General features: G+C 71.6%; 4 protein-coding genes. All 4 read right to left on the bottom strand.

Annotated features, from left to right (window positions below; genetic code table 11):
- Positions 1-47: 47 nt before the first annotated feature.
- From BM133_RS05540 to BM133_RS05555, 4 genes are read right to left on the bottom strand one after another with little or no spacing between them, the layout of a single operon-like run.
- Complete coding sequence (locus BM133_RS05540) at positions 48-1,070, bottom strand: alpha/beta hydrolase (RefSeq protein ID WP_256219060.1); 1,023 nt, start codon at positions 1,068-1,070, stop codon at positions 48-50.
- Positions 1,063-1,920, bottom strand: a complete 858-nt coding sequence (locus BM133_RS05545) for a serine aminopeptidase domain-containing protein (RefSeq protein WP_093432196.1) — start codon at positions 1,918-1,920, stop codon at positions 1,063-1,065. Before BM133_RS05545 ends, BM133_RS05540 begins: the two co-directional genes overlap by 8 nt.
- A 4-nt stretch (positions 1,921-1,924) precedes the next feature.
- Positions 1,925-7,021, bottom strand: coding sequence for a non-ribosomal peptide synthetase (locus BM133_RS05550; protein WP_093432197.1), 5,097 nt, complete (start codon positions 7,019-7,021; stop codon positions 1,925-1,927).
- Positions 7,018-14,325 (bottom strand): type I polyketide synthase, encoded by a 7,308-nt coding sequence (locus tag BM133_RS05555; protein ID WP_093432199.1) that lies wholly within the window; start codon positions 14,323-14,325, stop codon positions 7,018-7,020. Before BM133_RS05555 ends, BM133_RS05550 begins: the two co-directional genes overlap by 4 nt.
- Between the last annotated feature and the right edge of the window lie 462 nt (positions 14,326-14,787).

The following is a 14,787-nucleotide window of genomic DNA, read 5'->3' on the forward strand; positions in this document are numbered from 1 at the left end:
TCTCCTTGGCTGTCGGTGGTCGGTGGTCTGTTGTCTGCAGTCGGTGGTCAGGGCGCGGCCCGCCTGGCCGGCATGGGGCGGGGGGCGTTCGCGGCCGGGCGGCCGGCGCCGCGCCGTCCAGTGCTGGCGTTGGCGCCCATGCAGCGCTCGGCGACCCAGTCGCCCACGGCTTCCAGGAACAGCTGCTGTCCCTCGGCCGTGCAGACCGTGTGGTCCACCTCGCGCATGAATTCGTAGTGCAGCGCCTGTGCGAACGGCTCGCTGCGGAAGGCGCCGAGCTGGTCGCGGTCGCGGTCGCAGACGTGCAGCGAGCCCGAGTAGAGAAGCTGCATGGCGACGTTGCGCTCGGCCAGCAGCGCCATGGTCCGGCCGAACCAGGCGGCCGTGGCTTCGGGCGAGATCTCCTGCGTGAAGAAGCCGGGCATCGGCCTGGCCGCTTCGCTGCGCAGCACATGGCGCTTGAGCCAGCGCCGCGTCTTGCCCGCGAACGAGGGGTGGGCGGGCGCCGCGAGCGCGCGCCGCAGCGTCCGTTCCCAGCGCGTGCGCCGCTGCGGAAAGGCGTAGCCGTCGAACAGCGAGAGCCCGACCACGCGGGCATCGGCCGCGGCGGTGGACATGGCGTGCTCCGCGCCCGAGCACATGCCCACGATCACGAACTCGCGGATGCCCAGCGTCTCTTCGAGCAGGTCCATGCCCGCTCGCAGGTCGCGCACGGCGCGCGAGGGCAGGTCGTCGGCCGTGGCCGGCGCGTCGCTGTCGCCGATGCCGCCCAGGTCCAGGCGCAGGCTCCCCACGCCGCGTGCGGCCAGCGCATGCGCCAGCTTGACGTTGATGCGGCGCGGCCCGACCCGGTGGTTGGCGCCCATGTTGAACATGAGGCAGGCGACGGCCGCGGGTGCCTGGCCGGCGGGCGTGGTGATCATGCCGACCAGCGCGTCGTCCGCGCCGAAGCGCACCGGCTGCTGCGCCATGCGGGCGGCGTGCGGCATCTGGATGACCTGCGTGGCCTGCAGGAGCTGCGGCGCCTGGATGGCCTGTGGCGTCTGGCTGACCCGCGTCGTGTCATTCATGAAGCGCCCCTTGAAGACGGCTGAGCGCATCGGCCGGGACCATCGCGCTGTTGGGGTAGGGGTCCGCGGTCCAGTCCAGGCGGTGCTGGAAGTACGCCAGGCGCACCGGCATGTGGCGCGACTGCTGCTCGGCCGCCCACTGCGGTGTGTGCGCGTCGTCCGGCGGCACGAGCACCAGCGTGTCGTGCAGCGCCGTGAGCGGCAGCGCGTCGGGCACGAGCGCCTCCAGCTGCGCGCGCAGCGCGGGCGAGAGGGCCGTGCCCAGCGCCTCGTCGGGCAGCGCGGCGGGCTCGCGGGCGAGCTCGCGGCGCCATGCCAGGTCGGGGATGCAGAAGGTCGCATCGATCGCGGCCACGTGTTGCTCCCGCAGGAAGCGCGCATAGCGGCGGCCGTCGATCACCGGCTCCCACAGCACCAGCCGCACCGGGTCGCAGCGCCCGTTGCGCGCCGCCAGCACCGCCAGCGTGGCGCCCAGCCGCGCGCCGACCCAGACGATGCGCTTGTCCGGCGCGCGCCGGCGCAGCTCTTCGTGCGCCGCGCACAGGTCGCGCCGCCAGCCGTCCAGCTCGCCCAGGCGCTCGTCGCCGGGGGAGTCGCCCGTGCCGTGGAAATCGAAGCGCAGCGTCGGGACGCCGGTGCGGGCGAAGCGCTCGGCCAGCACCTTGAAGAAGCGGTGGGTGCGCAGGCCCTCCTGGCCGAACGGCGGGCAGACCAGCACCGCGCTGTCCTCGGTGCGGTTGTCCTCGGCCGGATGGAAGAGGCCGAAGAGTTGGCGCGAGGCCGGGCCGAACATGATCGGCTGCGCCGCGGTGCGCTGCGCGGCGGTGGTGGCGAAGGCGATGGCGGTCATGGCATCAGCCCTTGCGCAGCCAGCCGCCCACGCCGAACGCGCGGCCCAGCAGGCCTTCGTGCGACGCGCTCTTGACCTGGCCGAGCGGCACCTGCGGCAGCTCGCCCGGCTCGGTGTCGGCCGCGCCGGCGCGCGGGGAGGAGGAGGACGCGATCTGGCCCAGGTTCTCGAACAGGTAGCGCCGCGACGCCACGCGCACGCCCAGCGTCTGCGCCGTCTGCTCCACCGCGCGCAGCACCATCAGCGAATCGCCGCCCAGGTCGAAGAAGTTGTCGCTCGCGCGGATCTCGTTGACGTCGATGCCCAGCACGCCCGCCCAGATCTGCGCGAGCGGGGCCTGCTCGGGCGTGAGCAGGCTTTGCACCGGGGAGCGCGCGCCTGTTGCACCGGTTGCGCCGTTCGCACCGGTCGCATCGGTTGCACCGGGCACGACGATGGCCGGCGCCTCCCTGGCCTTGTCGGGTTCGACCGCCGCGAGCTTGCGCAGGTAGGCCGCGCTCGCCGAGCCTTCGTCGGTGGCCAGGTAGGCGAGCGTGGCCGCGGGGCGGTCGGCCGCGCGGTGCAGCAGTTCGAGGTAGCGGTCGCGCAGCTGCGCGCCGGTCTCGCGCAGGTAGATGTCGGCGTTGTAGATCAGCGCGCCTTCCAGGCCGTGCGGCTTGTCCATCAGCCACACGCCGATGTCGTCGGTCGCGCCGCGCTGCATCAGGTGCATCTGGCGCGTCTGCAGGCTGCCCAGGTGGCGCGCGCGTTCGCGCGCATCCTGGAACGAGAACATCGACTGGTAGGGCCCCGCGTTCCTGTTCTGGCCGCCCAGGCCGCCGTCGGCCACCATCCGCTCGAACGGCACCTGCTGGTAGTTCATGAGCGTGAGCAGCTCCTGCTTCACGTAGCGCATGAAGTCCGGCAGCGATTGCGCCGTGTCGATCTGCAGCGACACCGGCAGCACGTTGTTGAAGACGCCCATCACGTCCTCGGTCTCGGGCTGCTGGCGGCCGCGCACCGGGTTCGCGATGACGATGGAGTCGCTGCCGATGACCTGGCTCATGGTGAGCGCGTACAGGCCGAAGGTGAGCATGCTCAGCGTCACCTCCATGCCGCGCGCGATCTCGCGCAGCCGGCCGGTGGTCGCCAGGTCGATGTGGATCCACTGCGTGCCGCCCTGGCCGCTCTTGCCCGCGCGCCGCGGCATGTCGGTGCGGGGGGCGCGCGGCGCGGGCACGCTCTCGAAGCGGCGGCGCCAGAAGTCCAGCTGCTGCCGGAACTCGGGCTCGCGCATCCATTGCGCGAGCCACTCGGCGTAGTCGCCGTGCGTGGTGGCCAGCGGTGCCAGCCCATGCGGGCGGCCGCGCTCGGCGGCGTCGTAGATCGCGGTGAGCTCGCGCTGGAAGAGATCGAAGCACCAGCCGTCCCAGATGAGGTGGTGCGGCACGAACACGAAGGCGTGGTCGTCGTCGTCGACCTGGAACAGCGCCGCGTGGATCATCGGTGCGCGCTGCAGGTCGATGGGGCGGTCCGCCAGCTCCTGCATGCGCTCGGCCAGCTCGGCCTCGCGCTGGTCCGCGGGCAGGCCGCGCAGGTCGATCAGCGGCAACGAGAATTCCACACGTCGCGATATCGATTGCACGGGCTGTCCGGACGTCGGTTCGGTGCCCACCGAGGTGCGCAGCGCGGGCTGGCGGCGAATGATTTCCGCGAGCGCCGCCTGGAAGCGCGCCACGTCCAGCGGCCCCACCAGCCGCTGTGCCGAGGGCACGTTGTAGACCGAGCGGCCCGGGTGCAGCTCTTCCATGAAACGGATGCGTTCCTGCGAGGGCGTCATCGGCGCGGCCACGCGATCGGGCCGGCACGGGAGCGCCGCCTGCATGCCGACGCCGGCGCCCTGCAGCACCGCGATCGCCGCGGCCAGCCGCTCGGCCGTGGGCGCCTCGAACAGCGCGCGCAGCGGCAGCGTGACCTGGAACTCGCGGCTCAGGAGTGTTGCCAGCCGCGCGGCCAGCAGCGAGTGGCCGCCCATCGTGAAGAAGTCGTCGTGCATGTCCAGGCCCGGCAGGCTCAGCACCTGCTCCATGGCCGCGAGCACGGTGCGCTCGGCGTCGTTGCGGGGGCCCGCGCCGCGCCGCACCTCGTCGCGCGGCAGGGCCTGCGGCGCGGGCAGCGAGACGCGATCGAGCTTGCCGTTGGGCAGCGTGGGCAGGCTCTTGAGCGTGACCACGTGCTGCGGCAGCATGAAGGCCGGCAGGCGCTCGCGCAGGTGCTGCATCAGTGCATCGGGCTCGAACGCGGCGCCCGGCACCAGTGCCAGGTAGGCCACCAGCCGCACGTCGCCCGGATGGTCTTCGCGCGCCACCACCACGCTGCGCGAGACGCCGGCCACCTCGTTGCAGCGCGCCTCGATCTCGCCGGGCTCGATGCGGTAGCCGCGCACCTTCACCTGGAAGTCCAGGCGCCCCAGGTGTTCGAGCAGGCCGTCGTTGCGCCAGCGACCGCGGTCGCCGGTGCGGTACACCGCGCGGTTGTGGCCCAGCACGCGCGCCGTGACGAAGCGCTCGGCCGTGAGTTCGGGCCGTTCGTGGTAGCCCAGCGTGAGGCCGGCGCCCGCGATGCAGATCTCGCCGGGCACGCCGATGGGGCAGGGCTGCAGGTCGGCGTCCAGGATCCAGACCTCGGTGTTGTCGATGGGCGTGCCGACGGACATGCCGCGCGCGGCGACGATGTCGCGCTGCATGTTCCATGCGGTGGACCACACGGTGGTCTCGGTGGGGCCGTAGACGTTCCAGATCTCGGCAGCGCGGTCCAGCAGGTCGAACGCGAGGCGGCCGCGCACGGGCTCGCCGCCGATCCAGCCGCGGAAGTTTTTGGCGCCGGCCCACTGCGCATCGAGCAAGAGCTGCCACATGCCGGGCGTGGCCTGCAGCACGGTGATCTCTTCGGTCTCCAGCAGCGCGCGCAGCCGGTTGCCGTCCATCGCGGTCTCGCGCTGGACCATCACCACTTCGGCACCGGCCGCCAGCGGCAGCAGGATCTCGGCCACATGGATGTCGAACGACAGCGTGGTCACCGCGGCGATCCGGTCGTTCGCGCCGATGCCCGGGGCCTTCTGCATCGAGGCGATCAGGTTGGCCACCGCGCCGTGCGGCACGCACACGCCCTTGGGCAGGCCCGTGGAGCCCGAGGTGTAGATCACGTAGGCGGCGTCGTCCGGGCCGGCATCGCCCAGGCCCGGCGCGAGCGCGTCGGCCGAGGCCTGCAGCCAGTCGGTGTCGCGGTCGATCTCGAACAGGCGCGCGCCCGCATCGGCGTTCCACTTGCGCGGCGCGGCGGCGATGTCCGAGGTGGTCACCAAGAGGCGCAGGCTCGCGTCCGCGGCGTAGTGGTCCAGCCGCGCCTGCGGAAAGGCCGGGTCCAGCGGCACGTAGGCCGCGCCCGACTTGAGCACCGCGAGCAGCGCCACGACCATGTCCAGGCCGCGCTCCAGGCACAGGCCCACGTATTCGCCGCGGCCGATGCCGCGCGCGCGCAATGCATGGGCCAGGCGGTTGGAGCGCGCATCCAGATCGCCGTAGCTGCAGGTGCGCGCGCCGTCGCGCACCGCGGGGCGTTCGGGCTGCAGCAGCGCGCGCGCCATGAAGCCGGCGTGCGCGAGCGGCGCGCCTTGCAGCGCGGTGGGCGGCGGCTGCAGCGCGGCCAGCGCGTGCGCCGCTTCGGGCGAGAGCACCTCCAGCCGGCCGATGGCGTCGGCGGGGCTGCGCACGGCCGAGCGCAGCACGCACTCGAACATGTCCAGCCAGCGCTGCACGCTCTCCTCGTCGTAGAGGTCGGTGTTGTACTGGGCCTCGATCTGCAGCCCGCCGTCCAGCGGCCGCAGGTTGAGAAAGAGCTCGAAGTTCTCGCAGCGGCGCGCCACCGTGTCCTGCTCGACGTGCAGGCCCGAGAAGGTCTGCGCGCTGCCGGCCACGTCGGGGTCCACGTTGAACATCACGCTCACCAGCGGCTGGCGGCTCGCATCGCGCTGCAGCGCGAGCTTGCCAAGGAGCGCGCCGTAGGTGAGCGCCTGGTGGTCGAAGGCGTCCAGCACGGCGGTGCTGCATTCGCCCATGAGCGCGTCGAAGCGCAGCTTGGCGTGCGCCGCGATGCGCAGCGGCAGCAGGTTCACGCAGTGGCCCACCAGGCCCGGCATGTCGCGCGCCATCTGCCCCGAGGCCGGGATGCCGACCACGATGTCGTCCTGCCCCGTGAGGCGATGCAGCGTCGCGACGAAGCCGCTGAGCAGGCCCACGAACAGGCTCGCGCCGGTCCTGGCGCTCATGGCGCGCAGCGCAGTCACCAGGCGCCGCTCGAGCAGCCGCTCGGTGCGCCGCGAGGCGAAGGTGCGCACCGCGGGGCGCGGATGGTCGGGCGGCAGGTCGAGCACGGGCAGCGTGCCGCCCGAGAAGCGTTCGAGCCAGTAGTCCACGTGCAGCTGCATGCCGGGTCCCGCCGCGTCGGTGGCTTCCTCTGTGGCGAAGGCATCGAAGGTGGGCGCCGGCTTGAGCGGCAGGCCGTCGCCGGTCTGCTCGGCGTACAGATGGCCCAGCTGCTCGGTGATGACCGCCCACGACCAGCCGTCGCACACCACGTGATGGGCCGACATGAGGAGCTCGTGCTCGGCCTCGCCGAGCCGATAGAGCACCGCCCGAAAGAGGGGGCCGTGCTCCAGCGAGAACGGCGTGCTCACCGCCGCGTCGTGCGCGTCGTCCAGCGCCAGGGCGCGGGCCGCGGCATCGAGCATGCCGAGGTCCTGCTGCACGAGCGGATCGGCCTCGGCCTGGCCGACCAGCATGCAGGTGCCGTCGGGCGAGATCGTCGCGCGCAGCGACTGGTGGCGCTCCACCAGCCGGGCCACGGCGCGCGCCATGGCGGGCCGGTCCAGCGGGCCGCGCAGGCGCAGCAGCACCGACTCGTTGTAGGCCAGCGAGGCCTCGGGGCTGAGCATGGCGCCCAGCCAGACCTCGCGCTGCGATTCGGTGGTGGGAATGACGCATTCGACGAAGGCGCCGACCAGCGTGCCGGAGTTGGCGGCCGAGCCCATCGCGGCCGGGGTGGGGCGAAGGACGGCGTTCATGCGGCGTGCCCGTTGGGGATCTGGATCGCTTCGCTCGTGCCCGGCACGTACCAGAAGGGCTGGCCGTCCACGTCGCGGCCCAGCACCGAGCCTTCCTGCGAAGGCTTGCGTACATCGAAGGCCTGGACGGCAGGCGTGCGGCGCGGCAGGAACCCCGACTCCTGCAGCTCGGCCACCGATTCCTTGAACGCCCGCTGGATCGTGGCGATGTCTTCCTGGCTGTGCGCCGTCGTGAGAAAGCACGGGAAGTTGTCCAGGATGTGCACGCCGCGGCTGCGCATCATGGCAAAGAGCAGGTCCTGCAACGGGTGGTCCTCCAGCCAGTTCACGCGCCATAGCGAGGCGAAGTGGCGAATGGCGATCGGCGCGCCCACCTCGGCGCACCAGGCCGTGAGCTCGCCGGCCATCGCGGCGGTGCTGGTGTTGAGCGCGGCCTGCAGCGCGGGGCCCGCCGCCTTCAGGTGTTCCAGCGAGGCCTTGGCCGCGGCCAGCGCGAGCGGGTGCCGCACGAAGGTGCCGGCGAAGTAGGTCACGCCCACGCCCGGAATGGAGTCGTCGCCGTACTGCCAGGCACCGCCGTCCAGCGCGTCCATGAACGGGCGCTTGCCCGCGACGACACCGACCGGAAAGCCGCCGCCGATCACCTTGCCGTAGGTGGCGAGGTCGGCGCGCACGCCGAACAGTTCCTGCGCGCCGCCCAGCCCCGTGCGAAAGCCCGTGATGACCTCGTCGAAGATGAGGCAGGTGCCGCTTTGCGTGGTGATGTCGCGCACCGCGTGCAGGAACTCGCGCGGCTGGAAGTCGGGGCGGCGGCTCTGCACCGGCTCGACCAGCACGGCCGCCAGGTCCTCCGCGTTCTCGCGGATGAAGGCCAGCGCCTCGGGCGTGCCGTAGTCCAGCACGCGCACGTCGCCGAACATGCCGCTCATCACGCCCGGCGCGGCCGACAGGCCCTTGCCGCCCTTGCCGGCGCGCACCAGCACTTCGTCGAAGGTGCCGTGGTAGGAGCCGGTGAACACCGCCACGGTGCTGCGGCCGGTAACGGTGCGCGCAATGCGCAGCGCCGCCATCACGGCCTCGGAGCCCGTGTTGCACAGGCCCGCGCGCTCGCAGCCGGTGAGCTCGCACAAGAGGCGCGTCACGTCGGCCGCCAGCGGATGCTGCGGCCCGATCTCGTAGCCCGCGTCCAGCTGCTTCCTCACGGCCTCCTGCACGAAGTCGGGCTGCCAGCCGAACAGGTTGAGGCCGAAGCCGTTGAGCGCGTCGACGTACTCGTTGCCGTCGATGTCCCACATCTTCGAACCCTTGGAGCGCTCGATCACGATCTGGTAGGTGATCTCCTTGGTGATCGGGCGAAAGCCGTTGACCACGCGCGGGTCGGCCATGTGGGCGCGGTTGTCCTCGGTGAAGCGCTTGCTGTTCCGCGTGCGCTCCACGTAGCGGCGCACGAACGCGGAAAGCCGCGCCTTCTGCCGCGCGCTGGGTTCGGCGGTGGGCTTGGTGTGGATGCGGGCGATGGCGCCGAAGGCCTTGGCGACGTCGTAGCGCAGGGGTTCGCGGGGCGCGTCGGGCGATGGCTCCAGCGGTTGCGCCTGCGCCTGTGCTTGCGGTGCGGGCGTGGCCTGCACGGCGAGAGGCAACGACGCCGTCGCCGGCACGGACATCGCCACGGCGGCGGTCGTGCCGGAGAGCAGGGCGAGCTGCTGGCGCATCAATTCCATTTGCTGCGCAATCAGCTGGTTGACGGCACCGGCCGGCAATTGCGGCAATTGGCTGGCCGCCTGCATCACCTGGACCATGGGCTGTTGCACCGTTTCCTGCACGGCCACCAGCGTGGTCGCGGTCGCGGCCGCGGGCTGCTGCACCGGCGCGGCTTCGGGCGGCAGGCTCTGCTGCAGGAACGCCGTGAGCGCGTCGAAGCTGCGGTAGTTCTCCATCAGCTGGCGAAAGCTCACATTGACCTTGAAGGTCTTCTTGATCTGCGTGGCCGCCTGGGTGAGCGTGAGCGAATCGAGCCCGAGCTCGGCGAACGCGGCGTGGCCTTCGGCCTCGGCCATGTCGATGCCCGAGATGTCCTCGAAGAGCGTTCGCAATCGCACGCCCACCGATGCCGCGGACGACGCGGAGGGCTGGGGCGGAGGGGTCGATGAGGTCGAAGGCACTGCAGCGGTCACGGTCGGCTCCAATGAAACGGTTGGGACGGAAAGAGCGGGAAGAGCGGGAAGAAGGGCGGTCGGCATCGGCTGGGCCGATGCAGCGGGCGCGGTGGACGTGGTGGAAGCGATGGGCGCGATGTCGACCCAGAGGCGCTTGCGTTCGAACGGATAGGTGGGCAAACACACGCGCCGCGCGCCGGCACGCGCGGCCAGGCGGGCGAGCTCGACATCGGCGCCGCAGGTCCACAGGCGCGCGGCGGCCAAGCGCAGCGTGCGGGCCTCGTCGGCCGGCTCGCCGTGCAGCAGCGAGACGGCGGTGACGCCTGCTTTCGACGTGGGGGCGAGCGTCTTCGCGCCGTGCTGGCGCACCAGCGTGGCCAGCGTGTTGCGCGGGCCGGCTTCCACGAAGACCGGGTTCGCAGCCGCAGCCGCCGCGCTTTGCAGGGCGGAGGAGAAGCGGACCGTGCCGCGCAGGTGCTTCGCCCAGTACGCGGGACTGGTGGCCTCGGCGTCTTCGAGCAGCCGGCCGGTGAGCGTCGAGAAGATCGGGATCGCCGGTGCGTGCAGCGCCACCTCGGCGACGAGCGCCTCGAAGGGCGCGACCGCGCCGTCCATCATCGAAGAGTGAAAGGCGTGCGAGGTCTGCAGCGCGCGGCAGGCGATGCCTTCAGCTTCGAGCGCGGCTTGCAGCGCGGCGATGGCCTCGGTGGGGCCGGCGGCCACGCAGGCGGTCGGTCCGTTTTCCGCCGCGAGCGAGACGGTGGGAGAAGACGCGAGCCGCGCGGCGAGATCGTCCGCGCCTAGCCGCACCGAGAGCATCGTTCCCGCGGGCATCGCTTGCATCAGCGCACCGCGGCGGGCGACGAGGCGGGCGGCGTCTTCGAGCCGCATCACGCCCGCGATGACGGCCGCGACGAATTCGCCGACGCTGTGGCCGATGAGCGCATGCGGCCGCAGGCCCAGCGAGAGAAGACGCCGCGCGAGCGCGTATTCGAGCGTGAAGAGCGCGGGTTGCGTGACGGCCGTGGGGGCCAGCGCGCCCGCATCGTCGCTGAACATGCGCTCGCGCAGGTCGAAATCGGTGGTGCCTTCGAGCGCGCGCAGGCAATCGTCGAACGCGGCCGCGAACACCGCGTCGCTCGCATGCAGCGCGCGGCCCATGCCGGCGTACTGCGCGCCCTGGCCCGGGAACATCAGCACGGGTTGCGGGGCGCGCGCGGCGATGCTGCCGCTCGTGCGCCACGGGGCGTCGTCCATTCGCAATGCGGCGATGGCTTCTGTCGCATCGGCGGCCACCACGGCGCGGCGGAAGGCGTGCGCCTTGCGGCCGACCGCGAGCGTGAAGGCCGCGTCGGCGAGCGCGAGGCCGGGGTGCGCTTCGAGGTGCGCCGCGAGCTGCTGCGTGGCCACTGCGAGCGCGGCCTCCGAGCGGGCCGACAGCGGGAGCACGTGGATGCCGGCCGCGGACGATGGCGCAACAGGACGCGCCGGCGCCTCTTCCAGCACGACGTGCGCATTCGTGCCGCCGACGCCGAAGGAGCTGACCCCCGCGCGGCGCGGCAGGTCGGCGCGCGGCCAGGGCTGCAGCTGGCTGCTCACGAAGAACGGCGTGCGCGCGAAATCGATCGCCGGGTTCGGCGCGGTGAAATGCGCGGTGGGTGGAATCAGTTCGTGGTGCAGCGACAGCGCGGTCTTGATGAGCCCCGCGGCGCCCGCGGCCGTGACCATGTGCCCCACGTTGCTCTTGAGCGAACCCAGCGTGCAGTAGCCGCGCGCATCGGTGTGCTCGGCGTAGGCGACGGCCAGCGCCTCGACCTCGATCGGGTCGCCCATCGGCGTGGCGGTGCCGTGCGCCTCGACGTAGCCGATGCTCTGCGCGTCCACGTCGGCCGCGGCCAGCGCGGCGCGGATCACCGCGGCCTGGCCGTCCACGCTGGGGGCGGTGAAGCTGGCCTTGGCGCCGCCGTCGTTGTTCACGCACGCGCTGCGCAGCACCGCGTAGATGGTGTCGCCATCGGCCTGCGCATCCGACAGGCGCTTGAGCAGCACCACGGCCGCGCCGTCGCTGAACACGGTGCCCTTGGCCTCGGCGTCGAAGCTGCGCGTGTGGCCGTCGGGCGAGAGCATCGAGCCCTCGTTGTAGAGGTAGCCGCTCCTCGGCGGGCAGGTGACCGAGGCACCGCCCGCCAGCGCCATGTAGCACTGGCCCGTGCGCAGCGCGTGAAAGGCCTGCGCCACCGCGACCAGCGAGGTCGAGCAGGCGGTGTTCACGCTCACGGCCGGCCCGCGCAGGTTCAGGCGGTTGGCCACGCGGGTGGTGATGTAGTCCTTCTCGTTGGCCAGCATCACCTGGAATTCGCCGACGGCTTCCACGAGATCTGGCCGCGAGGCCACGTGGCGCTGGAAGTAGGTGGCGTTGTACGTGCCCGCGTACACACCCACGGGGCCCGGCGCCTCGTCGGGCACGTAGCCCGCGCGCTCCAGGCACTCCCAGCAGATCTCCAGGAACACGCGGTGCTGCGGGTCCATGAGCGTGGCTTCCTTCGGGCCGATGCCGAAGAAGGCGGCGTCGAAGTTCTCGATGCCTTCGATCACGCCGCGGGCCCTCACGTAGGCCGGGTCGCTGCGCAGGGCCTGGCTCACGCCGGCGTCCAGCGTCGCGTCGTCGAAGAAGCTCACGGTGTCGCGGCCGGCGACCAGGTTGTCCCAGAACTGCTCGACGTCGCCCGCGCCGGGGAAGCGGCCGGCGGTGGCGATGAGGGCGACGGCCTCGGGGGCGTCGGCCGGTGCGCGGTGCGCGGTGGTGCGAACGGGCGCGGGCGCGGGCTGCGCGCTCTCCGTCTTTTCGACCGGCTGCAATTGCGCCGCGATGGCGGCCGGCGTCGGATGCCGGAAGAACAGGTTGGTCGACAGCGTCGTCGCGTCGGCGCGCTGCAGGTCGGCCAGCACCTGCAGCACCAGCAGCGAGTTGCCGCCCAGGTCGAAGAAGTTGTCGTTGCGCCCGGCCCTGTCGATGCAGAGGGCGCGCGCGAAGGCATCGCACACCTGCTGCTCGAGCGCGTCGCGCGGCTCCTCGTAGGGCTGCGCGAGTTCGGGCCGCTCGCCCGCGGGTTCGGGCAGCGCCTTGCGATCGAGCTTGCCGTTGGGCGTGACGGGCAACTGCGCGAGCCACACCGGGGCCGAGGGCAGCATCGCCGCGGGCAGGCGCGCCGCGAGGTGCGCGCGCAGCACGTCCCAGGGCAGCGGCTGCGAGCGCGCGACCAGGTAGGCGATGAGGCGCAAGGCGCCATCGCCGCCGGGCCGCGCCACCACCGCGCACGACTGGATCGCGGGGTGCGCGAGGATCGCCGCCTCGACCTCGCCGGTCTCGATGCGATGCCCGTGGATCTTCACCTGCCCGTCGATGCGGCCGATGAATTCGACGGTGCCATCGGGCAGCCAGCGCGCGAGGTCGCCGGTGCGGTAGAGCCGGTCGCCGGGCCCGCCGAAGGGATCGGGCACGAAGCGCGCGGCGGTGAGCTCGGGTTGCCCCAGGTACCCGTGCGCGAGGCCATGCCCGCCGATGCACAGCTCGCCCACCAGACCGCTGGGCAGCAGCGCCAGCGACGGGCTCAGCACGCGCAGCACCGTGTCCTTGATAGGCCGCCCGAGCGGCACCGAGCACAGGCCCGCCACGAGGCTCGCGCGCTCGATGCGGTGCGTGGCCGCGAAGGTCGTGCACTCGGTCGGGCCATAGCCGTTGCTGAGCACGAGGCCGGGAAGTGCGTCGAGCGCGCGGCGCACATGCGCCACCGAGAGCGCCTCGCCGCCCGTGAACAGGTGCGCAAGGCCTGCCAGGTGCCGCGGATCGCCGTCGACCACCGCGTTGAAGAGCGCCGCCGTGAGCCAGGCGGTGTGCACGTCGTGCCGGGCGATGGTGCGTGCGAGGCCGGCGCCGGTGGGTACCCGTTCGTCGTGGATCACGCAGCGGCCGCCGTTCAGCAGCGGCCCCCAGATCTCCAGCGTCGAGGCGTCGAAGGCGAGCGGCGCCGCGTGCAGTACCCCGCGACCGGGCGCGAACTCGGCGTAATCGACGCCGACCACCAGCCGCAGGATCGCGCGATGGCTGATCGCCGTACCCTTGGGTATCCCGGTCGAGCCCGAGGTGTACATGAGGTACGCCGCCGATTCGCCGTCGATGTCCGGTGCGTTCCGGAGAGCGCGATGCAAGTCGTCATCAGACCCGTCGAGCAGCACGGCGGTGCGGTCGGCCGGCACGAGGTGGCGGAGCGCTTCAGTCGTCACCACCAGCGTGGCGCCGGCCTGGCCGAGCATGTTCGCGATGCGCTCGGGCGGAAAGTCCGTCGGCACCGGCACGTAGGCGGCGCCCGCCTTGAGGATGCCCAGCATGGCGACGATGGCGGCCATCGAGCGCTCCAGCATCACGCCGACGTTGTCGCCAGCGCGCACGCCCAGTTGCTGCAGGCGCTGCGCGAGCCGGTCGGTGCGTTCGTCCAGCTCGCCGTAGCGCATCGCCGCGTCGCCTTCCTCCAGCGCCACCGCATCGGGCGCGGCGGCAGCCTGGCGGCTGAAGAGGGCCGGCACGGTGAGCGCGCGGTCCAGCGTGGAGGGCGCCGTGTTCCATGCGGCGAGCTGGTCGTGGCGATCGGCGTCGGACAGGGTGCGGATGTCGTGGAGCGCGGCATCGGGGCGGTCCAGCAGGTCGGCGGCGGTGTCGGCGATGGCGGCGAGCAGCCGGTCGGCGGAGGGCGCGTCCATCAGCCCCGGCGCGAAATCCAGGTGCAGGCAGGCCGGGTGCCCGGCGCGGGCGTCGAGGCGCAGGTGCAGCGGACTGTCGGAAGGCTCGGCGGCTGTGCGGCGGTCGCGGTCCAGTTGCGCCAGCCACGCGCTCGCCGTGGCGGACGGCAGCGACTGGCCCAGCCAGCACGCCTGCAGCAGTTGCCGGGCGCCGGCGAAGAGCGTGTCCGGCAGATGGCCCGTGGAACCGAGGGCAGCCAGCCAGCGCTGCCCCAAACCCGCCTGGAGCGCCAGGGTGGCGGTGCGCTGTCCGCCTGCCGCTTCCAGCGAGGGCTGCGCGACGAACAGGTCGTCCAGCGAAGGCCCGGAAGCAGCGGGCGTTGGCGCCAGCGGAACAGTCTGAGTTTCCATTTAATTACCAAGCTCAATTGCAATGGATAATTCCTGAATTAAAATCGACGCATCAATTGAAATTCAAGTCGGGATCGGCTTGTCGCGATCCTAGGAGCTTGGTGAACTGTCCGTGTGGGTGTTTGGGGGTGGTGTTACATCGAGATATACATATTTCTGGATTCAACTACCCAATTTATGGTGTTTGGGGTACCCAATTCATGATTTTGAATAATTTGCCGTCCGATTGACTGCCGAATTTACGGACGGACGTGGAATCCGGTTTCAAGAAAGGTTGGGCGGGCGCCCTGCAGGAGGCATATGGCGACCTCCCGAGAGGAGAATGTTCGGTGAAGGCGGGACAGGCCGTACCGTCTTGACAGTTGTCAAGTTTGGCAATCTTGCAAACATCAGGATTCGGATTGAAAACATTTCCTGCGCGATTCTCTTTTCTTCGGCGTAAAAGAATCAATGGTGCGGGAG

It is taken from the genome of Variovorax sp. 770b2, assembly GCF_900115685.1.
Lineage (GTDB): Bacteria > Pseudomonadota > Gammaproteobacteria > Burkholderiales > Burkholderiaceae_C > Variovorax.